The organism is Streptomyces sp. SPB074, from assembly GCF_000154905.1.
Classification (GTDB): Bacteria; Actinomycetota; Actinomycetes; order Streptomycetales; family Streptomycetaceae; genus Streptomyces.
In genome coordinates, this window is sequence record NZ_GG770539.1 from 2,530,805 (window position 1) to 2,557,513 (window position 26,709).

24 protein-coding genes and 1 pseudogene are annotated in these 26,709 nt (G+C 72.8%); 7 read left to right on the forward strand and 18 right to left on the reverse strand.

Annotation, left to right across the window (positions count from 1 at the left end; all coding sequences use genetic code 11):
• Positions 1-50: 50 nt before the first annotated feature.
• Positions 51-1,157 carry an acyl-CoA dehydrogenase family protein gene (locus SSBG_RS10220; RefSeq protein ID WP_050776885.1) on the reverse strand — a complete coding sequence of 369 codons (1,107 nt, stop codon included), beginning with the start codon at positions 1,155-1,157 and terminating at the stop codon, positions 51-53.
• Positions 1,158-1,562: 405 nt separating this feature from the next.
• Between SSBG_RS10220 and SSBG_RS10225 the strand changes: the two genes are divergently transcribed.
• Entirely contained in the window at positions 1,563-2,921 is a 1,359-nt protein-coding gene (locus SSBG_RS10225; RefSeq protein ID WP_008746083.1) for a UDP-glucose dehydrogenase family protein, read from the forward strand.
• Positions 2,922-3,061: 140 nt separating this feature from the next.
• Here SSBG_RS10225 and SSBG_RS10230 read toward each other — a convergent pair whose 3' ends face one another.
• From SSBG_RS10230 to SSBG_RS10250, 5 genes are all read right to left on the reverse strand, one after another.
• Positions 3,062-4,177: a membrane dipeptidase gene (locus tag SSBG_RS10230; protein WP_008746084.1), complete on the reverse strand. Its 1,116-nt coding sequence runs from the start codon at positions 4,175-4,177 to the stop codon at positions 3,062-3,064.
• 255 nt (positions 4,178-4,432) lie between these two features.
• Positions 4,433-5,590, reverse strand: coding sequence for a S1 family peptidase (locus SSBG_RS10235; RefSeq protein WP_008746085.1), 1,158 nt, complete (start codon positions 5,588-5,590; stop codon positions 4,433-4,435).
• Positions 5,591-5,808: 218 nt separating this feature from the next.
• Positions 5,809-7,020 carry a dipeptidase gene (locus SSBG_RS10240; protein ID WP_008746086.1) on the reverse strand — a complete coding sequence of 404 codons (1,212 nt, stop codon included), beginning with the start codon at positions 7,018-7,020 and terminating at the stop codon, positions 5,809-5,811.
• A gap of 94 nt (positions 7,021-7,114) precedes the next feature.
• Positions 7,115-7,651 carry a 5-(carboxyamino)imidazole ribonucleotide mutase gene (gene purE / locus SSBG_RS10245; RefSeq protein ID WP_008746087.1) on the reverse strand — a complete coding sequence of 179 codons (537 nt, stop codon included), beginning with the start codon at positions 7,649-7,651 and terminating at the stop codon, positions 7,115-7,117.
• Positions 7,648-8,787 (reverse strand): 5-(carboxyamino)imidazole ribonucleotide synthase, encoded by a 1,140-nt coding sequence (locus tag SSBG_RS10250; RefSeq protein ID WP_008746088.1) that lies wholly within the window; start codon positions 8,785-8,787, stop codon positions 7,648-7,650. Before SSBG_RS10250 ends, purE begins: the two co-directional genes overlap by 4 nt.
• Before the next feature lie 111 nt (positions 8,788-8,898).
• On the opposite strand from SSBG_RS10250, the gene SSBG_RS10255 reads away from it, so the two are divergent.
• A complete protein-coding gene (locus SSBG_RS10255) occupies positions 8,899-9,528 on the forward strand; it encodes a GtrA family protein (protein WP_008746089.1) in 630 nt (209 codons plus the stop codon).
• Between the two features lie 3 nt (positions 9,529-9,531).
• Here the strand turns inward: SSBG_RS10255 and SSBG_RS10260 are convergent, their stop codons facing one another.
• From SSBG_RS10260 to SSBG_RS10270, 3 genes are all read right to left on the reverse strand, one after another.
• Positions 9,532-10,815, reverse strand: a complete 1,284-nt coding sequence (locus SSBG_RS10260; protein ID WP_008746090.1) for an ATP-binding protein — start codon at positions 10,813-10,815, stop codon at positions 9,532-9,534.
• A gap of 122 nt (positions 10,816-10,937) precedes the next feature.
• Entirely contained in the window at positions 10,938-12,236 is a 1,299-nt protein-coding gene (locus SSBG_RS10265; RefSeq protein WP_008746091.1) for a lipase family protein, read from the reverse strand.
• A 237-nt stretch (positions 12,237-12,473) separates the two neighbouring features.
• Complete coding sequence (locus tag SSBG_RS10270) at positions 12,474-13,151, reverse strand: response regulator transcription factor (RefSeq protein ID WP_050776886.1); 678 nt, start codon at positions 13,149-13,151, stop codon at positions 12,474-12,476.
• A 574-nt stretch (positions 13,152-13,725) separates the two neighbouring features.
• On the opposite strand from SSBG_RS10270, the gene SSBG_RS10275 reads away from it, so the two are divergent.
• Positions 13,726-15,222, forward strand: coding sequence for a peptide MFS transporter (locus SSBG_RS10275; RefSeq protein WP_008746093.1), 1,497 nt, complete (start codon positions 13,726-13,728; stop codon positions 15,220-15,222).
• Positions 15,223-15,416: 194 nt separating this feature from the next.
• On the opposite strand, the gene SSBG_RS10280 is transcribed toward SSBG_RS10275, so the two are convergent.
• Both SSBG_RS10280 and SSBG_RS10285 read right to left on the reverse strand, forming a co-directional pair.
• Positions 15,417-15,926, reverse strand: coding sequence for an ATP-binding protein (locus tag SSBG_RS10280; RefSeq protein ID WP_008746094.1), 510 nt, complete (start codon positions 15,924-15,926; stop codon positions 15,417-15,419).
• 197 nt (positions 15,927-16,123) lie between these two features.
• Positions 16,124-16,492 carry an STAS domain-containing protein gene (locus SSBG_RS10285; RefSeq protein WP_008746095.1) on the reverse strand — a complete coding sequence of 123 codons (369 nt, stop codon included), beginning with the start codon at positions 16,490-16,492 and terminating at the stop codon, positions 16,124-16,126.
• Between the two features lie 353 nt (positions 16,493-16,845).
• Here SSBG_RS10285 and SSBG_RS10290 point away from each other — a divergent pair, with 353 nt between their 5' ends.
• The gene (locus SSBG_RS10290; protein WP_037869419.1) at positions 16,846-17,796 is read left to right on the forward strand and encodes an RNA polymerase sigma factor SigF; all 951 of its coding nucleotides are present in this window, start codon (positions 16,846-16,848) and stop codon (positions 17,794-17,796) included.
• A 234-nt stretch (positions 17,797-18,030) separates the two neighbouring features.
• Here SSBG_RS10290 and SSBG_RS10295 read toward each other — a convergent pair whose 3' ends face one another.
• The 4 genes and pseudogenes from SSBG_RS10295 to SSBG_RS36085 all read right to left on the reverse strand — a co-directional run bounded on the left by SSBG_RS10295 (position 18,031) and on the right by SSBG_RS36085 (position 20,320).
• On the reverse strand, positions 18,031-18,222 hold the full coding sequence (locus tag SSBG_RS10295; RefSeq protein ID WP_008746097.1) for a DUF397 domain-containing protein: 192 nt from the start codon (positions 18,220-18,222) through the stop codon (positions 18,031-18,033).
• Entirely contained in the window at positions 18,219-19,040 is an 822-nt protein-coding gene (locus SSBG_RS10300) for a helix-turn-helix domain-containing protein (protein ID WP_037869420.1), read from the reverse strand. The genes SSBG_RS10295 and SSBG_RS10300 overlap by 4 nt, the downstream gene beginning before the upstream one ends.
• A gap of 85 nt (positions 19,041-19,125) precedes the next feature.
• Positions 19,126-19,978 (reverse strand): annotated as a pseudogene (locus SSBG_RS10305) (helix-turn-helix domain-containing protein).
• 21 nt (positions 19,979-19,999) lie between these two features.
• The gene (locus SSBG_RS36085) at positions 20,000-20,320 is read right to left on the reverse strand and encodes a DUF6879 family protein (RefSeq protein WP_008746100.1); all 321 of its coding nucleotides are present in this window, start codon (positions 20,318-20,320) and stop codon (positions 20,000-20,002) included.
• A gap of 266 nt (positions 20,321-20,586) precedes the next feature.
• On the opposite strand from SSBG_RS36085, the gene tgmA reads away from it, so the two are divergent.
• From tgmA to tgmC, 3 genes are read left to right on the forward strand one after another with little or no spacing between them, the layout of a single operon-like run.
• Positions 20,587-20,844 (forward strand): putative ATP-grasp-modified RiPP, encoded by a 258-nt coding sequence (gene tgmA / locus SSBG_RS10315; protein ID WP_008746101.1) that lies wholly within the window; start codon positions 20,587-20,589, stop codon positions 20,842-20,844.
• A gap of 9 nt (positions 20,845-20,853) precedes the next feature.
• Positions 20,854-21,816 (forward strand): ATP-grasp ribosomal peptide maturase, encoded by a 963-nt coding sequence (tgmB, locus tag SSBG_RS10320; protein ID WP_008746102.1) that lies wholly within the window; start codon positions 20,854-20,856, stop codon positions 21,814-21,816.
• A complete protein-coding gene (tgmC, locus tag SSBG_RS10325) occupies positions 21,813-22,958 on the forward strand; it encodes an ATP-grasp peptide maturase system methyltransferase (RefSeq protein ID WP_037869421.1) in 1,146 nt (381 codons plus the stop codon). The genes tgmB and tgmC overlap by 4 nt, the downstream gene beginning before the upstream one ends.
• On the opposite strand, the gene hutI is transcribed toward tgmC, so the two are convergent.
• From hutI to SSBG_RS10340, 3 genes are all read right to left on the reverse strand, one after another.
• Positions 22,951-24,117 (reverse strand): imidazolonepropionase, encoded by a 1,167-nt coding sequence (gene hutI, locus SSBG_RS10330; protein ID WP_008746104.1) that lies wholly within the window; start codon positions 24,115-24,117, stop codon positions 22,951-22,953. The two genes, tgmC and hutI, sit on opposite strands and share 8 nt — an antisense overlap.
• Positions 24,114-25,472 (reverse strand): formimidoylglutamate deiminase, encoded by a 1,359-nt coding sequence (locus tag SSBG_RS10335; RefSeq protein WP_037869424.1) that lies wholly within the window; start codon positions 25,470-25,472, stop codon positions 24,114-24,116. Before SSBG_RS10335 ends, hutI begins: the two co-directional genes overlap by 4 nt.
• A 25-nt stretch (positions 25,473-25,497) precedes the next feature.
• Positions 25,498-26,709: allantoate amidohydrolase (locus SSBG_RS10340; RefSeq protein ID WP_420790269.1), on the reverse strand; the 1,212-nt coding region annotated here is incomplete at its 5' end.

A 26,709-nucleotide genomic window follows, 5' to 3' on the forward strand; every position in this document is an offset into this window, starting at 1 on the left:
GGCGCGGGGCGGGGCGCCTGGCGTCGCCCCTTACCCCCGCGCCCGGCGCGTCACGGCAGGTTGCGGGCCATGACGATGCGCTGGACCTGGTTGGTGCCCTCGTAGATCTGGGTGATCTTCGCGTCGCGCATCATGCGCTCGACGGGGTAGTCGCGCGTGTAGCCGTAGCCGCCGAGGAGCTGGACGGCGTCCGTCGTGACCTCCATGGCGACGTCCGAGGCGAAGCACTTGGCGGCGGCGCCCAGGTAGGTGAGGTCGGCGTCGCCGCGCTCGGAGGCGGCGGCGGCCTGGTAGGTGAGGGCGCGGGCGGCGGAGATCTTCATGGCCATGTCCGCGAGCATGAACTGGATGCCCTGGAAGTCGGCGATGGCCTTGCCGAACTGCTTGCGCTCCTGGACGTAGCCCTTGGCGTAGTCGAGGGCGCCCTGCGCGATGCCGAGGGCCTGCGCGGCGATGGTGATGCGGGTGTGGTCGAGCGTCTTCATCGCGGTCGCGAAGCCGGTGCCCTCGGCGCCGATCATGCGGTCGGCCGGGATGCGGACGTTGTCGAAGTAGACCTCGCGGGTCGGCGAGCCCTTGATGCCGAGCTTCTTCTCGGGGGCGCCGAAGGAGACGCCCTCGTCGCTCTTCTCGACGACGAAGGCGGAAATGCCCTTGCTGCGCTTGGCCGGGTCGGTCACGGCCATGACCGTGTAGAAGTCCGAGACGCCCGCGTTGGTGATCCAGCGCTTGACGCCGTTGAGGACCCAGGAGTCGCCGTCGCGCACGGCCTTCGTCTTCATCCCGGCCGCGTCGGAGCCGGCGTCGGGCTCGCTGAGCGCGTACGAGAACATCGCGTCGCCCTTGGCGAGCGGGCCCAGGTACTTCGCCTTGAGCTCCTCGGAGCCGGAGAGGATGACGGGCAGCGAGCCGAGCTTGTTGACGGCCGGGATGAGCGAGGAGGAGGCGCACACGCGGGCGACCTCCTCGATGACGAGGACGGTCGCGAGCGCGTCGGCCCCGGCGCCACCGTAGTTCTCCGGTACGTGCACGGCGTGCAGGTCGGCGGCGGTGAGCGCGTCGCGCGCCTCCTGCGGGAAGCGGCCCTGCTCGTCCACCTCGGCGGCGTGCGGGCCGATCTTCGCCTCGGCGAGGGCGCGGACCGTCTCGCGGAGCATGTCGTGCTCCTCGGCCGGACGGTACAGGTCGAAGTCGGACACGGTGCTGGTCTCCTTCTCGAACGGCCCGGCGAGGACGGGCCCGGGGGTGCCGCGAGGGGTCCCGGGATCGGCCCCGCACGCTCATTACCGGTTAGTAACCTACGGTCTCGAATGATAGGCCGCGAAGCCTGCCGCGCCTACGGAACGCGCACCCCGAGTGACGTTTCCGACAGCCCGCGCGCGTTCCCGGCCGCGCCCCCGGAGCGGGCCGGGGACCGCCGACTATGCTCGGCATCCGCCGGGGAGGCGCCCGCGCGACCCGCCGCGAGGCCGCGTCCGGCGGCCCGTGCGCGGCCCCGTCGCGTACCGCCGCAGCCCCGTCACGAATGCCCGCCCCGCATCCCCGTCGCACAGGAGCCGTCCATGAGCCAGTCGCCGGTCCAGTCCCCCCGGATCACCGTCATCGGTCTCGGCTATCTCGGGGCCACCCACGCGGCGTCCATGGCGGAGCTGGGCTTCGACGTGCTCGGCATCGACGTCGTGCCGGAGAAGATCGCCTCGCTCTCGCGCGGCGAGACCCCGATGTACGAGCCGGGTCTCGAAGAGGTGCTGCGCAAGCACGTCGCGGGCCTCGACGGCTCGACCAAGCGGCTGCGGTTCACCGACTCCTGGGAGGAGATCGCGGACTTCGGCGACGTCCACTTCGTGTGCGTCAACACCCCGCAGCGGCAGGGCGACCTCGCCTGCGACATGAGCTACGTGGACAGCGCGGTCGAGACCCTGGCGCCGCTGCTCACCCGCCCGGCGCTCGTCGTCGGCAAGTCCACGGTGCCGGTCGGCTCGGCCGAGCGCCTCGCGGCGCGGCTCGCGGAGCTGGCCCCGGCGGGCGCGGACGCGCGGCTCGCGTGGAACCCGGAGTTCCTGCGCGAGGGCTTCGCCGTCGAGGACACGCTCCACCCGGACCGGATCGTCGTCGGCGTGCCCGACGACGCGGCCGAGGAACTGCTGCGCACGGTGTACGCGGGCCCGATCGGCGAGGGCACGCCCTTCCTCGTCACGGACTACGCGACCGCCGAGCTGGTGAAGGTCTCGGCGAACTCCTTCCTCGCCACGAAGATCTCCTTCATCAACGCGATGGCGGAGGTGTGCGAGGCGGCGGGCGGCGACGTCTCGCAGCTCGCCGAGGCGATCGGCTACGACAGCCGGATCGGGAAGAAGTTCCTGCGCGCGGGGATCGGCTTCGGCGGCGGCTGCCTGCCCAAGGACATCCGCGCCTTCATGGCCCGCGCGGGCGAACTCGGCGCCGACCAGGCGCTGACCTTCCTGCGCGAGATCGACTCGATCAACATGCGCCGCCGGGCGCAGATGGTGGACCTCGCGCGCGAGACGGTGGGCGGTTCCTTCCTCGGGGTGCGCGTCGGGGTGCTCGGCGCGGCCTTCAAGCCGGACTCGGACGACGTACGGGACTCGCCCGCGCTCAACGTGGCGGGGCAGATCCACCTCCAGGGCGGCCAGGTCACGGTGCACGACCCGCGCGCGATGAAGAACGCGGCGCGCGTCTTCCCGACGCTCGGCTACGCGGACACGGCGCTGGACGCGGTGCGCGGCGCGGACGTGGTGCTCCACCTCACGGAGTGGGGGGAGTACCGGGAGATCGACCCGGCGCAGATGGGGGAGGTCGTGGAGCGGAAGGTGCTGCTGGACGGGCGGAACGTGCTGTCTGCCGCGCGGTGGCGGGAGGCGGGGTGGACGTATCGGGCCATGGGGCGGCCCAACGCCTGAGCGGCCTTGCGGGGCTCCGCCCCGGACCCCGCTCCTCACGCGCCGGAGGGGCTTGTGCGGTGAGCGTCGCGGGGCCTCACGCGCCGGAGAGGCTGCTTCGGTGAGCGTCGCGGAACCTCAGGCGGCCCGGGACTCGCAGGTCACAGTCCCAGTCCCGGGACCGGCTTCGGGGTCAGTTCGTCCTGGGCCTCCAGGCGTGCCCGGCTCGGGCCGCGCCGGGCGCTCGCCTCGCGCGCCGTCTCGTCGGCCTCCTTCAGGACGCGGACGACGTTCTCCCAGGTGAGCGCGGCCAGTTCGGCGTCGCTCCAGCCCCGGGCGCGCAGTTCGGTGAGGAGCGGCGGGTAACCGGTGGGGTCGGTGAGGCCCTCGGGGTGGGGTTCGCCCGTGTCGTGGGCGCCGCAGAGGGCGACCGACCCGGGGCCCGCGACCGCCCGGACGTGGTCGATGTGGTCGGCCGTGTCGGTGAGCGCGGGGCCGCACAGCGGCTCGGTGAGCGGGACGAGGCACAGGCCGCGCGCGGCACCGAGCGCCGCGAGCACGGCGTCGGGCGCGTTGCGCGGGTGCTGCCGCACGGCGGCGGCCCCGGCCCGCAGGAGCGCGGGCGCGCGCGAGATGTCGAGGACGCGCGCGACGACGGCGGCCGGTGCCCCGGTGAGGTCGAGCAGCATCCCGAGGCGGTTCATCTCGCGCACGACCTCGGTACCGAAGACGCTCAGCCCCTCCGCACCGGCCCAGCGGGCCCCCGCGAGGGTCAGCGAGCGGACACCGAGTTCGGCGAGGGTGCGCAGGCCCGCGAGCGAGTCGTCGATGCCGCGCGCGTCGGCGGGCCCCAGCACGACGGCGATCCGGCCCCGGCCGTACGCGTCGGCGACGTCGTAGGAGGTGCGCGCCAGGCGCAGCGCCGCGGGGTGCGCGGCGACGACGGTGCGCGCGAAGTCGAGCTGTTCGAGGGTGCGGGTGAGGCTCGCGCCCTCCTCCCCCGGCACCTTGAGCGACCAGAACTGCGAGCCGACCCCGCCGGCCCGCAGGCGGGGCAGGTCGGCGCCGAGCGCGCTGTCGCCGAGTTCCATCTCGCACCAGGGCAGGTGGCGCAGCGTCCAGGCGAGCCCGCTGTAGCCGTCGGCGACGGGGTGCGCGGCGAGCAGCGCGGCGAGGTCCTCGGGCGCGGGTCGCGGCGCGGCGGCGTCCGCGCCGAGCGGGTCGGTGCCTTCGGGGAAGGGATCGTCGGGGAGGGTGTCGTCCCGCAGGTCCGCCATGGAAGGGCTCCGGTGCTCGCTCGGGTACGGGGGACAGTGCGCCCACCGTGCCACGGGGCGGGGCGGCCGACACGTCGGAGCGGCTGTTCGGGTGAGCGAACCGCGCGCCGGGGAACCGCCACGGGGACGGGCGCGGGGTCGGGCCCCGGATACGCGCGACGGGTACCGGTACGGGACAGGCACGGGCACGGTTACGGGGCGGGGGCCACCAGCCGTCCCCGCCCCGTACCAGGACTCAGCGTCTCGCCGGGCGTCTCACGCCGTGACGAGCGTCAGCCCGTACCTGCCGAGGATCTCGTTGACCGGCTGGAACCACGTCTCGCCGCCGGACGAGCAGTTGCCGAAGCCGCCGGAGGTGACGCCCTGGGCCTGGTCGCCGCTGATGAACGAGCCGCCCGAGTCGCCGGGCTCGGCGCAGGCGTTGGTGTGCGTGGCCTCGTAGACGGGTCCGTTCGCGTAGTTGATGGTCTCGTTGAGGCCGAGGACGGTGCCGCAGTGCCAGTGCGAGGTCGAGCCCGAGCGGCAGATCGAGCTGCCGACCGGGGCGACGTTGGAGCCGCGGACGAGCTGGTCGGAGACGGTGCCCCAGCCGAGCACGACGGGGGTCGTCCACCAGCCGCTGCCGACGTTGACCCAGGCCATGTCGTCGCCGGGGAAGGTCGAGCCCTGGATGTTGCCGATGTAGCTGTTGTCCCAGCCGTAGACGGCCTGTCCCGGCTGCCCGCAGTGCCCGGCGGTGACGAAGCCGCCGACGACCGAGAAGCCGATGGAGCAGCGGACGTTGCCGGTGTAGAAGGGGTCGCCGCCGACCGTTCCGGCGGCGAGCGGGCGGGGCCGCTCGGGGGCGCCTTCGACGGCGTGGACCGCGACGGGCCCGGCGTCCCTGGCCCGGGTGAGGAAGTCGCGGACGGCGCGGTCGGTGCGGTGGGAGGCGGCGACGTCCACGACGACGCTGTTCGCGCGCGGGTCGACGCGCCAGCCGGTGACGGAGGCGGGCGCCTTGATCCGGTCGATCTCGCGCTTCACGGAGGCGAGTTCGGACGCGCTGTGCCGGGCGCCGGTGCGGACCTCGGCGCCCGTGGCGCGGACGGCGCCGGCGGCGCGGGTACCGGTGAGCGCGACGGTGAGCGTGCCCTTCTTCGCGTCGAACCAGGAGCCGGCGAAGGCGGAACCGGCGGCCTTCCGCGCGGCGCGGTCGGTTCTGGCCGCCTGCTTCTCGGCGGCGAGGCGGTCCTCGGCCTGCCGCGCGGTGAGGTGGAAGTCCTTTTGCATGGCGGTCAACAGGCTGGCGGAGGCGGGCTGTTCGGGCTTGCTGTCCGCCTGGGCGGCGGTGCCGGTCCCGGCGACGACGCCGAGACCTCCCAGGAGGGCGAGCGCGGACAGGGCGGTACGCATGACGGGTCTGCGATGCATGGGGGTGACGGCCTCTCGTTGTTCCAGGAGTGGGGGTGGAACAACGACGCCCCGACACTGTGGGGGCGCCGCGCAAACGAGAGTAGACGCGCTCAACAGGCCAGGCATAGACCAATGTTCGCCACTGTTGGTTCGTGTCCGAATCCAGGACACTTTTCAACAAGTGCGTAAGCGGCGGGAGTTGAGGCCACCACACCTCAACTCCCACCCCCAATGGCTTACTTCTCTCTGTCAAGCTCCTCGATCGTCGCGTTGGACGGCCCGCGCCCGCGCCGGATCTCCCGCGCCGCGAGCTCGGCCTCGCGCAGCACGCGGACCGCGTTGGACCACGTGAGCTTGGCGAGATCGGCCTCGGACCAGTTCCGGTCCAGGAGTTCGGCGACGAGGTTCGGGTAACCGGCCACGTCGTCCAGGTCCTTCGGCGTGAAGGCCGTGCCGTCGAAGTCGCCGCCGACACCGAGGTGGTCGATCCCTGCGACCTCCCGCATGTGGTCGAGGTGATCGGCGACGGTCGAAGCGGTCGCGACAGGGCGGGGGTTGGCCTCCTCGAAGGCGCGGTGGGCGGCCATCGCGGCGGGCGTCGTGTCGAGGTGGTGGAAGCCCCGGGCGCGCAGGTTCTCGTCGGCGCGCAGTGTCCACTCCCCCGCCTCGGGGAGGATGAACTTCGGCACGAAGGTGGCCATCGCGACGCCGCCGTTGGCGGGCAGCCGCTCCAGGACGTCGTCCGGGATGTTGCGCACGTGGTCGCAGACGGCGCGCGCGGAGGAGTGCGAGAAGATCACCGGCGCCTCGCTCGCGTCGAGCGCGGCCCGCATCGTCGTCGCGGCGACGTGCGAGAGGTCCACGAGCATCCCGAGCCGGTTCATCTCGCGGACGACCTCGACGCCGAAGCGCGTGAGACCGTCGTGCGCGGGCTCGTCGGTCGCGGAGTCGGCCCAGTGGGTGTTGCTGTTGTGCGTGAGCGTCATGTAGCGCACGCCGAGCGCGTAGAAGGCCCGCAGCGTGCCGAGCGAGTCGGCGATCGAGTGGCCGCCCTCGGCGCCCTTCAGCGAGGCGATGCGCCCTGAGGCGCGCGCGGCCTCCATGTCGTCGGCGGTGCGGGCCTCGGCGAGCCGCTCGGGGTAGCGGGCGAGGAGCTGGTCCACGCAGTCGATCTGTTCGAGCGTCGCGGCGACGGCCGCGTCCCCGGCCAGCTCGCCCGGGACGTACACCGACCAGAACTGGCCGCCCACGCCGCCCGCGCTCAGCCGCGCGAGGTCGGTGTGCAGGCTGCCGCGCTGGTCCTCGGCGATGTCGAGCCGCCCGAGGTCGTACCGCGCCTGCTCGCGCAGCGCCCACGGCAGGTCGTTGTGCCCGTCCACGACGGGCGCCCCGGCGAGCAGCGCGCGGGCTTCTTCGAGTCGGGCGGGGGACGGCTGGGGGGTGGCCACGGCGGGACCTCTTTCCGGGACGAGCGAAGGGGGCGACCCCGCGCCGGGCGCGGCGTCACCCCCGTGACGTACGAAGAAGAACGTACGCCGGGCCTCAGCTCCCGAAGCCGAACCCCCCGCTCGCGTTCTGCGCCTTCGTGCGCAGCCGGCGGCCCTTCTCGGTCGCCTGCGCGTTCAGGTCCTGCTGGAAGTCACGCATCCGGGCGAGCAGCGCGGGGTCGTGCGCCGCCAGGACGCGCGCCGCGAGCAGGCCCGCGTTGCGCGCGCCGCCGACCGAGACGGTCGCGACGGGCACCCCGGCGGGCATCTGCACGATGGAGAGCAGCGAGTCCATGCCGTCCAGGTACTTGAGCGGCACGGGCACGCCGATGACGGGCAGCGGCGTCACGGAGGCGAGCATCCCGGGCAGGTGCGCGGCACCGCCCGCCCCGGCGATGATCGCCTTGAGGCCCCGGTCGGCCGCGTCCTCGCCGTACGCGATCATCTCGCGCGGCATCCGGTGCGCCGAGACGACGTCGACCTCGTAGGGGATCGCGAACTCCGCCAGCGCCTGCGCGGCGGCCTCCATGACGGGCCAGTCCGAGTCGGAGCCCATGACGATGCCGACGAGGGGCTGGGCTGTGGTGCTCATTCGGTGATCGTCCCCCGCAGGTAGCCGGCCGCGTGCCGGGCGCGTTCCAGGACCTCGGGCAGGTGCCCGCCGTAGGTGTTCACGTGGCCGACCTTGCGGCCGGGCTTCACGCCCTTCGCGTACATGTGGATCTTGAGCCCGGGGTCGCGGGCCATGCAGTGCAGGTACGCGCGGTACATGTCGGGATAGTCGCCGCCGAGCACGTTGACCATGACGGTCCACGGCTGGCGCGGGCGCGGATCGCCGAGCGGGAGGTCGAGGACGGCCCGCAGGTGGTTGGCGAACTGCGAGGTCGCGGCGCCGTCCTGCGTCCAGTGCCCCGAGTTGTGCGGGCGCATGGCCAGCTCGTTGACGAGGACGCGGCCGTCCCGCGTCTCGAAGAGCTCGACGGCGAGGTGCCCGATGACGCCCAGCTCGTTCGCGATCCGCAGCGCCATCTCCTGCGCGATCCCGGACAGTTCCTCGTCCAGGCCGGGCGCCGGGGCGATCACGGTGTCGCACACGCCGTCCACCTGCTGCGACTCGACCACGGGGTAGGCGACGGCCTGGCCGTGCGGGGAGCGCACGACGTTCGCGGCCAGCTCCCGCGCGTAGTCCACCTTCTCCTCGGCGAGGACCCGCACGCCCGCGCGGAAGGGCTCGGCGGCCTCCGCCTCGGAGCCGACGACCCACACGCCCTTGCCGTCGTAGCCGCCGCGCGTCGTCTTGAGGACGACGGGGTAGCCCTCGCCCTCCCCGGCGAAGCGCGTCACGTCCGCCGGGTCGGCGACGATCCGGTGCCGGGGACAGGGGACGCCGAGCTCGGTCAGGCGCGCGCGCATGAGGCCCTTGTCCTGCGCGTACACGAGCGCGGCGGGCCCCGGCCGGACCGGGATGCCCTCGGCCTCCAGGGCGCGCAGGTGCTCGGTGGGGACGTGCTCGTGATCGAAGGTGATCACGTCGCAGCCGCGCGCGAAGTCGCGGAGCGTGTCCAGATCGTGGTAATCCCCGACGACGACTTCGTGCGCCACGAGGGCGGCCGAGTCCTGCGGGGTATCGCTGAGCAGCTTGAACGTGATGCCGAGCGGGATGCCCGCCTCGTGCGTCATACGCGCGAGCTGACCACCGCCGACCATGCCGACTACGGGGAATGTCACCTCCCCAGCCTATCCGTACCCGCTGGTCCCGACGGTGACCGGGCGTCCCGCGCGCGCAGCGCCTAGCATGGCCGGGACCCTCCGTACCCGTCTCCTGGGGACAAACGCCTTATGACGAACGCCAGTGCCCCGCCCTCGCGGCTGAGACGTCTCGTCGCGGAGCTGGCGAAATTCGGTGCGGTCGGCGGCGCCGGAGTGCTCGTGAACATGGCCGCCTACAACCTCGTACGGCACTTCACCTCGCTCGCCTACGTCCGCGCCAGCGTCATCGCGACGATCATCTCGATCGTCTTCAACTACGTCGGGTTCCGGTACTTCACCTACCGCGACCGGGACAAGTCGGGCCGCAAGCGGGAGCTGGGGCTCTTCGCGTTCTTCAGCGCCATCGGCCTCGTCATCGAGAACGGGGTGCTCTACGCGGGCACCTACGGGCTCGGCTTCGACACCCCGCTCCAGACGAACGTCGTGAAGTTCTGCGGCATCGGCGTCGCGACCCTCTTCCGCTTCTGGTCCTACCGCAGCTGGGTCTTCCGCGCGCTGCCGCCCCGGGACCAGGAGGCGGTCCGCGAGGTGACGGCCGCCGTCCGCGAGGCGGAGTCGGTGCTCACGCACCCGCACGGCCCGTACGGGACCGCGCACCGCGCCCCGCAGCCGTCCCCCGTCGTCGCGCACCACACCCCGGAGCCCAGCCACCAGGGCCAGGGCAGGCATCGCAAGGCGCGCCGGGTGCGCGTGGACTGAGCCTCAGCGCACGGTCGGCGTCTCCTCGCCGTCCTCGCCGGCGCTCGGCTTGCGGGGGCGGGTGCGGGAGAGGAAGAGGGCGAAGACGGGCGGCTTGCCCTGGAGGAGTTCGAGCCTGCCGCCGTCCGCCTCGGCGAGGTCGCGGGCGACGGCGAGGCCGATGCCCGTCGAGTTCCGCCCCGAGATCGTCCGCTCGAAGATGCGCGCGCCGAGCTCGGAGGGCACCCCGGGGCCCTCGTCGGTGACCTCGATGACGGCCTGGTTGCCGACCGCGCGGGTGCGCAGGGCGACCGTACCGCCGCCGTGCATGAGCGAGTTCTCGATGAGCGCGGCGAGCACCTGCGCGACCGCGCCGGGCGTGCCGACGGCCCGCAGGTGGCGCGGCCCCGAGCGGACGATGGCGCGGCCCACGCCCCGGTAGGCGGGCAGCCACTCCTCGACCTGCTGCTTGACGACCTCGTCGAGCTCGAAGGGCACGGCGGAGCCGTTGCGCGGGTCGCGCGAGTTCGTGAGCAGGCGTTCCACGACGGCGGTGAGGCGCTCCACCTGGTTGATCGCGATGTTCGCCTCCTCCTGCACGGTGTCGATGTTCTCCGTGAGGGTGATCTCCTCCAGGCGCATCGACAGCGCGGTGAGGGGCGTACGGAGCTGGTGCGAGGCGTCGGCGGCGAGCCGGCGCTCGGCGGTGAGCATCCGCGCGATGCGCTCGGCGGAACCGTCCAGAACCTCCGCGATCCGGTCCAGCTCAGGGACCCCGTACCGCTTGTTGCGCGGGCGCGGATCGCCGGAGCCCAGGCGCTCGGCGGTCTCGGCGAGATCGGTGAGCGGAGCCGCGAGGCGGTTGCCCTGGCGGATGGCGAGGAGCGCGGCGGCGATGATCGCGAGGAGCGCGACGAGGCCGATGATCGTGAGCGTGCGGCCGACCTCGCGCGTCACCTCCGAGCGGGGCTCCTCGACGGTCACCGACTCGCCCGCCTCGCCGCGCTCGGTCGCCTTGATGACGTCCCCGCCGGGCCTGCTGCCGATCTCGATGGGCGCGCGGTTGCGCAGCCGCACGACCGCGTAGCGACCCTCCTCGACCTGGTCGCGCAGGATCTCCGAGGTGATCTGCTCCTCGGCGATGAGCCTGCTGTCCACGATCGACACGAGCCGCACGGCCTCGGAGTCCAGCCGCTCCTGCGCGCTGTTGGTGATCGTCCGCGTCTCCACGATGACGAGCGACAGGCCGAAGACGGCGATCACGACGAGAACGACGGCGAGGGTGGACGTGATGAGGCGGCGGCGCATGACGCCATCCTGGCAGGTCGACCGCCCCGGGGTGCCCGCTCAGCGCGGGGCGGGGCGCCGCCCCGGACCGGGCTCCCCTCCCGCCCCGGGGGCCGGGTTCCGCACCGTCCCGGCGGCGGCCCTTACCCGCAGTCGCCGGGCGCCTTCTTCCCGTTCAGCCGCGCGCTGAGCCACGCCCCCACGTCCTGGAAGGAGGCGTCGAGCAGCCCGTCGTGGTCCGCGTCCGGGTACGTCTTGTACTGGACGGTGTCCTTGAGCGCGCAGAGCCGCCCTCTCAGCTTCCCGGTGCGCTCCGGGGCGATCGTCGCGTCCTTGCCGCCCTGGAGCAGGAGGACGGGGCCCGCGGACTTCGCGCGCGCGGGCCGCGCCTGGGCGAAGAAGGCGCGGAGCGCCTCGCTCCCGCCCCGGCCCGCCGCGACGAGCGCGGGCGGCTGCGGGTCGAGCCCTTCGAGGTGCTCGCCCAGCGGGGCGAGGCACAGCCGCTCGGCCGCCGGGATCTGCCGCACGAGGCGGGGCGGCAGCAGGTCGGAGGGGGCGGCGGGCGGCGTGGCCTGCCGGGCGCCGACGGCGGTGTACGTGAGGAGGGCGGCCGTACGGCCCCAGTCCGGCGCGTACGGCGGCTTGAGCTTCGCGGCCTCGTCCACGGCGGCGCCCGGGTCGCTCACCGGGGCGAGCGAGACGGTGCCGAGGTAGGTCAGCTCGCGCGCCCGCTTCGCGGCGATCTCGCCGGCGCCGAGCGCGGCGGCGCCGCCCTGCTCGTGCCCGAGGGAGAACCACCGCGCGCCGAGCGCGGCGTCCAGGTGCCGGGCGGCGCGCACGCTGTCGACCACGGCGTTGCTCTCGGGCCCGAGCTGGAGGTAGCCCTGGAGGCGCCCAGGGAAGCCGAGCCCCGGGTAGTCGGTGCCGACGACGGCGTAGCCGCCGCGCAGCAGGTTGGTGATCAGCCGCTCGTCGTGGCCGCCCGGGCCCGCCGAGAGGTTCGCCGCGCGCGAGGGCGCGCAGTCCGGGCCGACCCCGGCGGTGCCGTGGGCCCAGGCGACGACGGGCCAGCCGCCCCGGGGCGGGGTGCCCGTGGGGGTGAGCGCGAAGCCGGTGACGGCGACGGGGCCCTCCGCGCCGTCCGAGCGGTACATGATCCGCCGCGCGCTCGCGGCGGCGTCCGCGAGCCCCGGACCGAGCGCCAGGGGCTCGCTGGCGAAGAGCTCACCGGCGGCCTTGGCCTTGAGCGCCCGCGCGCTCGGGTACGTGTAGAAGGAGGCGACGCCCGCCGGGGCGGAGCCGCCGGTGGCGCTCGCGCTGGGCGAGGGGGAGGGCGCGGCCGTCCCCGCGCTCGACCGGGCGGTCACCGCCCCGCACGAGGCCACGAGCCCCGCCGCCACAGCGAGCCCGACCGCCCGCACGATCCCCTGGCTGGCACCCACGACACACCGCCCCTTCGCCGACTAGCGCTCACGCTAGGCGACAAAGAACAACAGAGCGATAAAAACCGCCCAAAAGGGTCACAGCATGAAAACGCCTCAGCCACAACCAGCCCGTCCGGTCCCCGAGGACACACCTCAGCCACAACCAGCCCGTCCGGCGCTTGAGGACAAACCCAGCCCGTCCGGCGCTTGAGGACAGAGGCCGCAGGCCGATCCCCGCGCCCACCCCCGGAGGGCTCAGCTCTTCTCGAACCGGAACCCCACACCCCGCACCGTCGCGATGTACCGCGGATTCGCCGCGTCGTCCCCGAGCTTCTTCCGCAGCCACGAGATGTGCATGTCCAGCGTCTTCGTCGAGGACCACCACGTGGTGTCCCACACCTCCCGCATGAGCTGGTCGCGCGTGACGACCCGCCCCGCGTCGCGGACGAGGACCCGCAGGAGGTCGAACTCCTTCGCGGTGAGCTGGAGTTCCTCGTCACCCATCCACGCCCGGTGCGATTCGACGTCGATCCGCACACCGTGCGTCGCGGGGGCCTCCTTGGCCTCCCCGGCGCCGCGCCGCAGCAGGGCCCGGACGCGGGCGAGCAGCTCGGCGAGCCGGAAGGGCTTGGTCACGTAGTCGTCGGCCCCGGCGTCGAGCCCGACGACGGTGTCCACCTCGTCGGCGCGCGCGGTGAGGATCAGGATCGGTACGGGGAGCCCTTCGGCGCGCAGCCTCCGGGCCACCTCCAGTCCGTCCATGCCCGGCAGGCCGAGGTCGAGCACGACGAGGTCGATGGCACCCTGCGTCCCCGCCTCCAGGGCGGCGGGCCCGTCCTCGCGCACCTCCACCTCGTAGCCCTCACGCCGCAGGGCACGGGCCAGCGGTTCTGAGATGGACGCGTCATCCTCGGCGAGCAGTACACGGGTCATGTCCTGATGGTAGACCGCGCGCGGACCCCCGGGCGGGCCCTCGGCGAAGGCGGTCCGCCACCGCGCGCGCCGCTGGTGGCGGCGCTTGTGCGGGAGCTGTCGCACGGCTGTGGGAGCCACCGGCGGAGGCGCCCCCCGCACCCGGGCCGCCCCCTCCCTCCCCCGCTTCCGACTCCCCTCCCCCACCCTCGAAACGAAGCCCCTGACGCTCCCTCACCTGTGATCTCGCTCTCCAGTTCCCTTCCTCGCCTGTGATCGATGCCTCATCCCGCTCCATCGGCCCTGGGGAATGCCTTAGGCTGGCGCAACGTCTGACGCACGGATCACGGACCTTCGCAGGTGTTTGGCACACGCGAGGGTCCTTGTGGTATCGGTCGCCCGCACCCCGAGCGGGCCCGGCGCGACTCGTCTATGACCTGCGGCCGGGCTCCGGGTGCGTGGAAGCGCCCGGAGCGTGGTTCCTGGTGCGCCCCCACTCCCTCGTCGCGCTCCCCCAACGGGCGCGGCGGCCGCGTCGGACGCGGGAGGAGGGGTGCGTACCGGTGCCGGCCTCCCCCCACGCAAGGAACGACCCATGGCGCCCAGCCTGACGAAGGACGCCACCGGCTCCGACACCGCCGGTAGCGAAAAGAGTTTCTTCGGCCACCCCCGCGGACTGGCCACCCTCTTCATGACGGAGATGTGGGAGCGTTTCAGCTTCTACGGGATGAGGGCCCTGCTGCCCCTCTACCTCGTCTCCTCCGGCGGCCTGCACATGAACGCGGGCACCGCCACGGCGATCTACTCCGTCTATCTCGCGATGGTCTACCTGCTCGCGATGCCGGGCGGCTGGATCGCGGACCGCTGGTGGGGGCCGCGCCGGACGACCGCGATCGCCGCGGGCGTCATCATGTGCGGCCACCTGCTGCTCGCCGTGCCGGGGCAGGGCGTCTTCTTCGCCGGGCTCGCGCTCGTCGCGATCGGCTCGGGGCTGCTCAAGTCCACGATCTCGACCATGGTCGGGCACCTCTACAAGGGCCCCCAGGACCCGCGTCGCGACGGTGGCTTCACCGTCTTCTACATGGGCATCAACCTGGGCAGCTTCGCAGCGCCGCTCATCATCGGCACGGTCGGCGAGAACGTGTCCTGGCACCTGGGCTTCGGCCTCGCGGCGGTGGGCATGGCGCTCGGTCTCGGGCAGTTCCTGCTCGGCTCGCGGCACCTGAGCCCCGAGAGCGGCGTCGTCCCGAAGCCGCAGCCGCGCGAGGAGAAGATCGCGACGATCCGCAAGTGCCTGATCTGGGCCCTGGTGGCGGCGATCGTGTACGGCGTCCTCGTCGCGACCGGTGTGTACACGCTCAACTGGGCGCTCGTCCCGATCAACATCGCCGGGCTCGTGATCCCGGTGGTGGTGCTCGCACGGATCAAGCGGGGCAAGGACCTGGACCGCGAGGAGCGGTCGAAGATGTCCGCGTACATCTGGTTCTTCGTCGCGGCGGCGCTCTTCTGGATGATCTACGACCAGGGCGGCTCGACGCTGTCCCTCTTCGGGGACACCCGCACCACGAACAGCCTCCTCGGCTTCCACTTCCCGACCTCGTGGTACCAGTCGGTGAACCCGGTGTTCATCATGGCGCTGGCCCCGGTGACGGCGTGGATCTGGCTGGCGCTGAACCGGCGTGGCAAGGAGCCGAGCACGGTCACGAAGTTCGCCTCGGGGCTCTTCCTCGTCGGCGTCTCCTTCTTCGTCTTCCTGATCCCGCTCCTGGACACGACGGCGAACGAGCGCGTGAGCCCGATGTGGCTCGCCGCGATCTACTTCGTGCAGACGGTCGGCGAGCTGTGCCTGTCCCCGGTGGGGCTCTCGGTCACGACGAAGATGTCCCCGGCGAAGTACAGCTCGCAGATGATGGGCGTCTGGTTCCTCGCGGTCACGGCGGGCGACAGCGTGACGAGCCTCCTGTCCCTCGCGGGCGTCAACCTGGACCGCTCCGGAGTCGTGGCCGCCCAGGCAGCCCTGGCCGCCCTGACCGGAGCGGCAATCTTCATGTACCGCCGCACGGTCCGCACGAAGATGGGCGAGGTCCACTGACAACCACGAAAACGCCGGAGGGGCTGGACTCCCATCCAGCCCCTCCGGCGTTTGAGGAGCGGGGCTTGGGGCGGAGCCCCAAATCAGCCCCTCCGGCGCTTGAGGAACGGGGCCCGGGGCGGAGCCCCGAACCGGGGCCCGGGGCGGAGCCCCAGGAGATCGGGCTTGGGGCGAAGCCCCACAAGCCCTCCCGCCTACGCAGGCGCGGCAACCTCCGCCCACACCCTCTTCCCCGCCACCCCTTCGGTCCGGGCCACCCCCCAGTCCACCGAAAGCCTCTGCACGATGAACATCCCGTGCCCCCCGGGCCGCCCCGCCTGATGCGGCCGCCTCGGCTCCGGCTCCCCCGCCCCGAGGTCCGCGACCTCGATCCGCAGTGTCTTGCCGTCCGTACCGAGAACGAGTTCTTCGGGTCCCTCCGCGTGGAGACAGGCGTTGGTGACGAGTTCGGAGACGACAAGGAGCACGTCCTCGGCCGCGGCCTTGCGGTCCGCGCCCTCGGCGGGCGTCCAGCCCCAGGCGTGCAGCGCCTGGCGCGCGAAGTCACGCGCCATCGGCACGACGCCGCTCTCGCCCACGAGGCTGAGCCTGCGGGTCTGCCGGCCGCCGGGCGCGGCGGACACACCGCCGGGCACAGGCGCGGGGGCGTCGGGCCCGCCCTGGCCGGGGCGGTCGTCCGGCAATTGCGGCCGGGTGGTGCTCATCAGCGCTTCACCTCACCGAATCGCCGGAATCGCCAGTTCTCAGTGCACACTTTCGACACTTCAAGTCTCTCGGGGACCCGGTGGGGAGGGTCCTGACTGCTGCGGGGGTCACGGGGGTCTCCTGCCCGTGAGCGGGCGGCGGACACCTGCGGATCACTCCGCGCCCCCGTATCGTGACCCGCCGCCCCGCCGCGCGCTCAGCCGGTGAGCGCCTCGGCGAGGGTGGGGTGCACCTGGAAGACGGCGTCGGCCCCGGTGATCTCGAAGACCCGCGAGACGACCGGCTGCATCGCCGCGAGGTGGACGCCGCCCCCCGCCGCCTCGGCCCGCAGCCGGGCGCCGAGCAGCACGTTGAGACCCGTGGAATCGCAGAACTCCAGCTCGGAGCAGTCCAGGACGATCCGGGCGTGGCCGGCGTCGAGCTTGCTGTCGAGTGGTTCACGCAACAATTCGGCGGTGTGGTGATCCAGTTCACCGGCGAGCGCGACCACGACCCAGGGGCCCTCTTCGCGTACCTCGACGCGGAGCCGTCCCCTGTTCGCGCTGCCGACCGTCCCGCGGTCCATCCGGTCTGTCTCCTGAGCCTCGTCGTCCACCAGGCGTCGTGACGACGGCGTGCGGAAACACGTCGCGCCTCACGGCCTTTGTGCTGACCCGGCACACTCCCCCGTGAACTCTCCGCGAGCGTCGCGCGGGCGAGCTCTGGGCAGAGATACGCCGATGTTCTCGAACACTACGCCCTCGGAGGCGCTGCCGGTAGCCGAACATCCGCCCTAAAGGGGACATTTGACGCGAATAGGACTTGCGGTCACTGTGCGCGAACGGGTAGGGCTAGAAGGAAGCATTCGATACAGCCGGCTTTGGAGGCGCCGCACACCGCAGTGCACGTATTGGCATCGGCAGCCATATGCCGAGAACGATGGAGGACATCATGTCACCCCAGCTCGACGCATCGCGGGCGAATCCGGCGACGTCGACCATCCCCGCTCCTCGTCCTTCGGGCGCGGTGCAGCGGGACCTCGCCCTGGACCCCTCGGCCTTCCGGTCCCCCACCGCCGTACCCGAACTGGCGGATCTCCCGGAGATCCCGCCTTTCGACGAGGTGGGGCCGCTGGACGCACGGGCCCTTTCCAAGAACCTCTTCGAACGACTCGAAGACCTCGACGAGGGCACTCATGCCCACTCCTATGTACGCAACACGCTCGTCGAGCTGAATCTCGCCCTGGTCAAGTTCGCCGCCTCGCGGTTCCGCTCCCGCAGTGAGCCGATGGAGGACATCATCCAGGTCGGCACGATCGGCCTGATCAAGGCCATCGACCGCTTCGAGCTCTCGCGCGGGGTGGAGTTCCCCACCTTCGCGATGCCGACGATCATCGGCGAGATCAAGCGCTTCTTCCGTGACACCTCGTGGTCGGTACGGGTCCCGCGCCGGCTCCAGGAGCTTCGCCTGGACCTGGCGAAGGCCGGGGACGAACTCGCGCAGCGCCTCGACCGCGCGCCGACCCCCTCGGAGCTGGCCGACCGGCTCGGCATCGAGCGCGAGGAGGTCATCGAGGGCATGGCGGCGTCGAACGCGTACACCGCCTCCTCGCTGGACGCGCAGCCCGAGGAGGACGACAGCGAGAGCGCGCTGGCCGACCGGCTCGGTTACGAGGACCACGGCCTGGAGGGGATCGAGTACATCGAGTCCCTCAAGCCGATGATCGCGCGCCTGCCGCAGCGGGACCGGAAGATCCTTTCGCTGCGCTTCGTCGCGAACATGACGCAGTCCGAGATCGGCGAGGAGCTGGGCATCTCGCAGATGCACGTCTCGCGCCTGCTGTCCCGGACCCTCGTGAAGCTCCGCAAGGGGCTGACGCTGGAGGAATGAGCACCGCGCTCTTCCGGCTCCGCTCAGAACACGTGCACTGCGGCAGTGCGCGAAAGGCCCGTCCCGCCCCCGGGACGGGCCTCTCCGTGTTCCCCCTGCCCGCACGTGCCAAAGTCATGCATACCCGGCAATTCCCTTACGCCACACCCACGTTCCCCACCGTATGCGCACGCCCCCACGCACAGCGGAGCCCGCCGCCCCGGACACGGGAAACGGCGGGCTCACGCGGCCACCTCAGCCCTCGCGCACGCTCTCAAGAAAACGCCCGAAGGCCGCACGACCGAACTCGATCACGGGACCGGAGCCCGCGCACTTGCTGTCCCGCACGGGCATGGTCCGCTCCCCCACGGCGAGTTCGACGCAGTCACCGCCGTCAGCACCGCTGTAGCTGCTCTTGACCCAGGTGATTCCTTGGCCGTTCGTCATTCGCATTCCCTTTGCCGGGCCAGTCGTTGGAACAGCTCGGCCGACTGTTTCCCCGACATGGCACTCTCGCGCAGATGGTCACACAACGAAGTGGCGGAACCGACCGCGTCGGCCGAACGGTCCACCGTTCCGCCCAGGTTCTGCGATTCAGAGTAGACCGTGCGGCACCCGTCCGGATCTGTGACGACCGTGAACGGCAGGTGCGCGGGCGGTGCACCGTCGTCCGCTCGCAGGACTTGGATGGTGATGCCCGGCCGCTCGCCCAGCTCGATGAGATGCCGAAGCTGGCGGGCCATCGCCGCTCCGCCGCCGACACACGTACGCACCACGCCTTCCCCCACGACGACCCACAGCCGTGGAGGGTCGGGGCGCGCCAGCACTTCCTGCCGCCCCACGCGCAGATCCACCCGGGCCTGGATCTCCTCGGCGGTCTCGTACGCGAAGCGAGCACGGTAAATGGCCGTCGCGTACTCCGCGGTCTGGAGGAGTCCCATGAGCAGCACCGGGCTGTAGTTCGTTATGGCCACCGCCCGCGCTTCCAATTCCGCGTACGGCTTGAACCAGTCCGGGTCGGTGGCCCCGAACAATTCCGTTCGCCTGTCCGCGTAGACGCCCGGTGCGCCCGCGACCACGTCCATCTGGGCGGCGAAGGCCGCGGTGGCCGGGACCGATCCGCTCTCGACGCGTGACACGAGCGTCTGATGGCAGAACATGCGGGCGGCGAATTCGGATTGGCTGAGCCCCAGACGCTCGCGGAGCCTCAGGACGTAGACGCCGAATTTCTTCGCCGCCTTCGCGCGACGCTCGAAATCGCTCACGCGTTCAACCTCCCTTTTCTCTTGGGGAGTTGCCACAACTTGGCACCCCATTGAATACCAATCCGCGCTTCGGGGACTCCCCGCGCTACCCCAGCGCCTCGATCGCACGCACCACCAGGGCCCGGGCCTCGGCGCCGTACACGGCCATGCGGCGCAGCTCTTCGAACGCCCTCACGTACAAGGCGACCTCGGCCGGCTGCGTCAACTTCACCTGCGGAGAGCAACTCGATCGATATCAAGGCGTCGTCATACACGTGGAACGTCTCGTGCGGCCATTGCCGACGGTGCGAGCGCGAAGCCGGAACGATTCCCAACGACACACTGGGCAGGGCACCCGCCGTGAGAAGGAATCCGAGCTGCGCGGCCATCGCCTCGTCATCACCGATCCGGTAGCGGAGAGCGGCTTCCTCGACCAGGAAGACGAATCGGTGCCCCGGCTCGTGAATGGCCCGTGACCGGGCCACACGGGCCGCAGCGGCCTCCGCCCCCTCCTTCACCGGGATCTGACGGAAGCCCGCGATGGCGGTGAGCAGCCCGGCGGCGTACCCCTCCGTCCGCAACAGCCCAGGGATGAGCGTGGAGGAGTAGACCCGAAACAGACGTGTCTCCCGGTAGAAGTCCGTCAGGGACTCCTGGAGACGCTTCATCCCGCCGCGCATCTGGTCACGCCACTCGCTGTACATCGACTCCGCGTTCAGTGACTGGGCCTCCAAGTCAGCCGTGAGCGATTCCGCGCCGCTTGCGCGGCACCAGACAGTGATGTCCTTGACCGAAGGCGCGGTACGCGCGTTCTCGATGCGGGAGGTCTTCGCGTGGTGCCAGCCGCACGCCGCCCCCAGCTCCGTCACCGTCAGCCCCGCTGACTTGCGGAGCGCACGCAATCGTTCGGCAACAGCCTGTCGCGCCGCCTGAGCGGACGAGGACGGAGAACTGGGCATGGAGCAGCGGAATCTCTTCGTTCAGCGGATCTTGTACTCGTCGTGCGGGACGGCACGTTCCCACACCGCGTCGAAGGCGTCACGGCAGAGAGCGGCAGCGCCCGGTTCGTCAGTGATCTCCTCGCCGAGTGACGACCCATCTCCGGCGAAACGGACGATCGCTTCCCCCTCCGGAATTCCCCTCGCGTGCCCCGGCACTTGCGTGGCCGCACACTCCGCTTCCAACTCGGCGGACGGCTGCCAGCCTTGGAAGACCAGTTCCCCGCGCTCCTCGTCCACCCAGACGGTCGGGCTCTCCTTGTCTCCCGTGTTCGGGTCGATCCCGATGAACGGTAACGCCATGAGGCCCTCCGTCACATCCACGTGTGCAGCGATGCGCGACAGCGTCAGGCACACAGGCAGAGCGGTCAAGAGGGCAGACGTGGAGTCCCTCGAACCGGCGTAGAACTCTGCACATCTCTGCACATACCTGGTCGTCTCGCGCCTCCTTTCCCTAACGTCTGTGGCCCGCGGCAGCCTCGGCTCCGTCCGGGGCTCGCTCGCGTTCGCCGCGCGGAACCGCCTCGCCTGTCGCCGGGCCGGTCCGCCCCACCGGGAGGAAACACGTCATGACCACGACCCGGCCAACCGTTCCCCCGTGGGGAACAACGCGGCCGCGTCCCTTCCCCACGACGACCCTCGTTCCCGCCGTCGTGGCGGAGATCGACCCCGCCACCCAGCTCGGCGTCGCCCGCGACCGCCACGGCCACGTCGTCGCCCTGGGCGGGCACGGGACCGGCACGGCGGTGGAGACGTCCACGATCACGAGTCCCGACGGGCAGAACGGCAACGATCAGGGCCACGACCAGTCGACCGACCAGGACTGAGAGGCGCTCGTGCCCGAGGAGAGCGCGGTCCTGGTCGCCACCGCGGCGGACGACGCCACCGCCGACCTGGTGATCGCCCGGCTCAACCAGCGCGGCGTGCCGGTCGTCCGGTTCGACCCCGCCGACATGGAGCGCGGCACGCTCGCGCTCTCCGCGCGGTTCGGCGCCCGCTCGGCTCCTGTGTCCGGGCGGGTCCGTACCCCGTCGAGGACCCTGGATCCGACGCGGGTCCGGTCGGTCTACTGGCGCCGTCCGCGGTGGCCCGCGTTCCAGGAACTCGGGCGGGACGACGCGCGCTACGCCGCCGCGCACGTCCGGTACGGGCTCGGCGGCGTGCTCCACGCGCTGGACGGCTCCTTGTGGGTCAACCACCCGTCGCGCGAGGCCGCCGCGGACTACAAACCGGCGCAACTCGCGCTCGCCCGCCGCCTCTCCCTGGACGTACCGCCCACGCTCGTCACCAACGAACCCGACCAGGCGCGCGCTTTCATCGCCACGCACGGTCCCGTGATCCACAAGCCCCTGCGCGCCACCCCGTACGAGCGCGAGGGCGTCCGGCTCGCCGGCTGGGCGGAACCGGTCACCGCCGAGGAGATCGACGCCGGTCTCGGCCGCGCCCCGCACCTCTTCCAGGCGCGGGTGCGGAAGGTGGCGGACGTGCGGGTCCTCGTCGTGGGGCACCGGCTGTTCGCGGTGCGCATCGACTCCGGCCTGCTCGACTGGCGCCGTGACTACTCCGCCCTCGCCTACACCGTGACCGAGCTTCCGCCCGCCCTCGTCTCGGCGTTGCGTACGTTCCTGGAGCGCTGCGGGCTGGAGTCCGGGTCCTTCGATCTCGCCCTCGACGCCGAGGGCCGCCACCACTTCCTCGAACTCAATCCGAACGGGCAGTGGGGCTGGCCGGAAGGTGCCACGGGGCTTCCCCTGGCCGCCGCCTTCGCCGGCCTCCTGGCCCGGGGAGAGGCCGCATGAGCGACATGACCTCCGCGCGCCGGGCGCTCGCCGCCCGCCTGCACGGGGCCGGGGTTCTCGCCCGTCCCGAGTGGCGGCGGGCCGTGGAGGCCGTCCCCCGCGAACTGTTCCTGCGTCCCGGCGTGTTCGTCCCCGGTCCGGCCGGCCGCTGGACGCCGGTCCCCGCCGGCCGGATCGGCCCCGCGCTCGCGTACAGCGACCAGTCCCTCGTCACGCGACTCGACGGGAGGACCACGACCGAGGACGTCGTGGAGGCGGTGCCGGGCACGCCCACGTCGTCGTCCACCGTTCCCTCCCTGGTCGCCGACATGCTCGGGAAGGCGGGCGTCGAGGACGGGCACGGGGTGCCGGAGATCGGTACGGGGACGGGCTACTCGACCGCGCTGCTGTGTCACCGGCTCGGAGCCGAAGCGGTCACGACCGTGGAGGTGGACCCCGGCATCGCCCGCCGGGCCAGCGACGCGCTCGGGACAGCCGGGTACGTACCGCACACCGTGACCGGCGACGGCCTCCTCGGCCACGCCGGACAAGCCCCCTACGCCCGGATCATCGCCACGTGCGCGGTACGCCGCGTCCCGGAAAGCTGGCTCCGGCAGACCAGGCCGGGGGGCGTCGTCCTCACGACGCTCGGCTCCTGGCCCAACGGTTCGGGGCTTCTCCGCCTCACCGCCGGGGAGGACGGCGGCGGGGAGGGGGAGTTCCTCGGGCACACCTCGTTCATGCAGGCCCGCGCGCAGGTGCCCCCGCCGCTCGCGGGGGACCTCTCCGCGCGCGTCGCGGACGCGGACGGCGACCGCACGACGGACCTGGACCCCGCGCTGCTCCTCGGCGGCGGGATGCCCGCCTTTCTCGCGCAGCTCACGGCGCCCGGCTCACGGGTGATCCGCGTGGACGGGCTCGGCACCGTCCTTCTCGACACGGAGCGCGGGAATTTCGCCCACTTCCTCCGGGCCGGGGAGAGCTGGCGGGTGCGCCAGGGCGGACCCGTCGCCCCCTGGGACGGGATCGAGGAGGCGGTGCGGGCCTGGCAGGCGGCCGGACGCCCCGGTATCGAGACCGTCCGGCTCCGCGTCAGCGCCGGAGCGCACTCCTACCGCGTCGCAGGACACCCCGCCCTGCGGTGGCACCACCCGGTCAGCTGACCCTGTCTCCCGCTCGCCAGACCTCTGTCACCAGGGGCACTCCCGGCCGGTAGGCGAAGTGGACGTGGCTCGGGGCGTCGAGGATCTGGAGGTCGGCGCGGGCGCCGGGCGTGAGGGTGCCCACGTCCGTGCGGCGCAGGGCCTTCGCTCCGCCCGCCGTCGCGGACCAGAGGGCCTCGTCGGGGGTCATGCCCATGTCGCGGACCGCGAGGGCGAGGCAGAAGGGCATCGAGGAGGTGTAGGAGGAGCCGGGGTTGCAGTCCGTCGAGAGGGCGACCGTCGCGCCCGCGTCGAGCAGGCGGCGGGCGTCGGGCCACGCGGCGCGCGTGGAGAACTCCGCGCCGGGGAGCAGCGTCGCGACCGTGTCCGAGGCGGCGAGCGCGGCGACGTCCTCGTCCGTCAGGTGCGTGCAGTGGTCGGCGCTCGCCGCGCCCAGTTCGACGGCCAGCTGGACGCCGGGGCCGTACGTGAGCTGGTTGGCGTGGACGCGCGGGACCAGGCCGCGGGCCGCGCCCGCCGTGAGGATCGCGCGGGCCTGGTCGCCGTCGAAGGCGCCCTTCTCGCAGAAGACGTCCACCCAGCGGGCGTGCGGCGCGCAGGCGTCGAGCATGGGACCGGTGACGAGGGCCACGTACGCCGCCGGGTCGTCCGCGTACTCGGGGGCCACGATGTGCGCGCCCAGGTACGTCACCTCGTCGGTGTGACGCGCGGCGAGCGCGAGCGCGCGGGCCTCGTCGTCCACCGTGAGGCCGTACCCGGACTTCGTCTCCTGCGTCGTCGTGCCCTGGCGCAGGCCCTCGGCGAGGTGGCGGGCCAGGTTCGCCTCCAGGTCCGCGTCGCTCGCCGCGCGCGTCGCGGCGACGGTCGTACGGATGCCGCCCGCCTCGTAGGGGCGGCCGGACATGCGGGCGTTGAACTCGCGGGTGCGGTCGCCCGCGAAGACGAGGTGGGAGTGCGAGTCCACGAAGCCGGGGACGACCGCGCGCCCTTCGAGGTCGTGGCGGGCGTCCGCGGCCGGAGCGGCGCTCGCGGGCCCCGTCCAGGCGATCCGCTCGCCGTCCACGACGAGCGCGGCGTCCTCGATCACGCCGAGCGGGCCGCCGTGCGCGGGGTCGTTGGTGACGAGGGAGCCGATGCCGGTGAGGAGGGTGCTGGTCATGCGCGCGCGTCCGTTCCTTCGGTGTGCGGGACCGCGAGGGTCTCGGCGAGCAGGGCGGCCGGGTCCGCGACGCGGGTGTGCCGTCCGTCCCGTACGACATGCTCGCCGCCGACGACCGTGTGCCGCACGTCCGCCGCGCTGCCCGCGAAGACGGCCGTCTCGGCGCCGAGTTCCGGGCCGTGTCCCGCCGTGCGCACGGTGTCGAGCGCGAGGGTCGTGAAGTCGGCGGGCGCGCCGGGCGCGAGGCGGCCCGCGTCGGGGCGGCCGAGCGCGGCGTGGCCGCCGGGGCTCGCCGCTTCGAGGAGCGCGGCGGCCGTCCAGTGGCCGCGTGTGCGGGTGCGCAGCCGCTCGTTCAGCTCCAGCGCGCGGGCCTCCTCGAAGAGGTCGAGCACGGCATGGCTGTCGCTGCCGAGCGAGAGGGGGCTGCCCGCCTCCTGGAGGGCGACGGCGGGCCCGATGCCGTCCGCGAGGTCGCGCTCGGTGGTCGGGCACATGCACGTGCCCGTGCCGCTGCCGCCGATGAGGCGGATGTCCTCGTCCGTGAGGTGGGTGTTGTGCACGCCGGTCGTGCCCGGTCCCAGGACGCCGTGCGCGGCGAGGAGCTGGGTGGGTGTCATGCCGTGCGCGGCCAGGCATGCCTCGTTCTCGGCGGGCTGTTCGGAGAGGTGGACGTGCAGGGGCGCGCCGCGCTCGCGCGCCCAGGCGGCGACGGTCGCGAGCTGGTCGGCCGGTACGGCGCGTACGGAGTGGACGGCCGCGCCGATGACGGTGTGGGCGTCGCCGCGCAGCCGGTCCACGCGCCGGGCCCAGGCGTCCGCGTCGCCGTCGGTGAAGCGGAGCTGGTGGGGCTCGGGCGGGGCGCCGAAGCCGGCGGAGAGGTAGGCGGTGTCGAGCAGCGTGAGGCGCACGCCCGCCTCGCGCGCGGCCTCGATGAGCGCCTCGCCCATCGCGTTGGGGTCCGCGTAGGGGGTGCCGTCCGGCTGGTGGTGCACGTAGTGGAACTCGCCGACGGCGGTGATGCCGCCGAGTGCCATCTCGGCGTACACGGCGCGGGCGAGGGCGTGGTACGTGTCCGGGGTGAGGCGGGCGGCGACGCCGTACATCGTCTCGCGCCAGGTCCAGAACGTGCCGCGCGCCCGCTGGGTGGCCGCGCGCAGGGCGCGGTGGAAGGCGTGCGAGTGGGCGTTGGCGAGCCCGGGGAGGGTGAGGCCGCGCAGGGGCACGGCGCCGGGCGGGGGGCCGGGGACGCCTTCGGTGAGGGTGGCGATCCGGCCGTCCGCGCCGGCCGTGAGGACGAGCCCGGAGGCGGTGCGCTCACCGAGCCACGCGTGTTCGAGCCAGTACGTCAGCGGCACGCCGCCTCCTCCCGTGCGGGGTGTGTCAGCGGCACGCCAGCTCCTCCAGTACGTCCGCGAGGGCGGTGACCCCCGCGTGGCAGTCGGCGCGCTCCGCGTGCTCGGCGGGGGCGTGCGAGACGCCGGTCGGGTTGCGCACGAACAGCATCGCGGTGGGGATGACCGCGGAGAGGATGCCCGCGTCGTGTCCCGCGCCGGTGGGGAGCACGGGGACCTCTCCCCCGTCGGTGCGCAGGACGCGGGCCAGTTCCTCGCGCAGCGCGTGGCCGAACTCGACCACGGGCGTGAAGGACTCGCGTACGACGGCGAGTTCGACGCCCTCGCGCGCCGCGGCCGCGCGGGCGGCCTCCTCGATCGCGGTGACGACCGTGTCCAGGGTCTCCTGGTCGGCGGCGCGCGAGTCGAGCCAGCCGCGGACGAGCGAGGGGATCGCGTTGACGCCGCCGGGAACGACGTGGAGCTTGCCGAAGGTCGCGACGGCCTGGGCGAGCGCGGCCTCGCGGCGCGCGGCGAGGACCGTCTCGGCGTACGGGAGCATCGGGTCGTGGCGGTCCACGAGCCGGGTCGTGCCCGCGTGGTTGGCCTCGCCGCGCCAGTCGAAGCGCCAGCGGCCGTGCGGCCAGATGGCGCTGGCGATGCCGACCGGATCGCCGGTCAGGTCGAGCGCGCGGCCCTGTTCGACGTGGAGTTCGACGTAGGCGGAGACGCGGTTCAGGCGGGCGCGGTCGGCGCCGACCGCCTCGGGGTCGAAGCCGGCGCGTTCCATGGCGCGGGGGAGGCTGACGCCGTCGGCGTCGTGGAGGGCGAAGGCGGCGTCCTTCGTGAGCGCGCCCGCGCTGAGCCGCGAGCCGACGCAGGCGAGGCCGAAGCGGGCGCCTTCCTCGTCGGCGAAGTTGGTGATCGCGAGGGGCTTGCGGGGGGCCGTGCCGCGCTCGCGCAGCGCGTCGAGCGCGGCGAAGGCGGTGACGACGCCGAGGGGGCCGTCGAAGGCGCCGCCGTCGGGTACGGAGTCGAGGTGCGAGCCGGTGACGACGGCGTCGGGGCCCTCGGGGTCGCCGAGCCAGGCCCACTGGTTGCCGTTGCGGTCCTCCTCGTAGACCAGGCCCCGGTCGGCGGCCTGCTGCCGGAACCAGTCGCGGACGTCGCGGTCGGCGGGTGTCCAGGCGAAGCGGCGGTAGCCGCCGCTGTCCTTGTCGCGGCCGAGCGGGGCGAGGGTGTCCCACATGCGGTCGAAGTC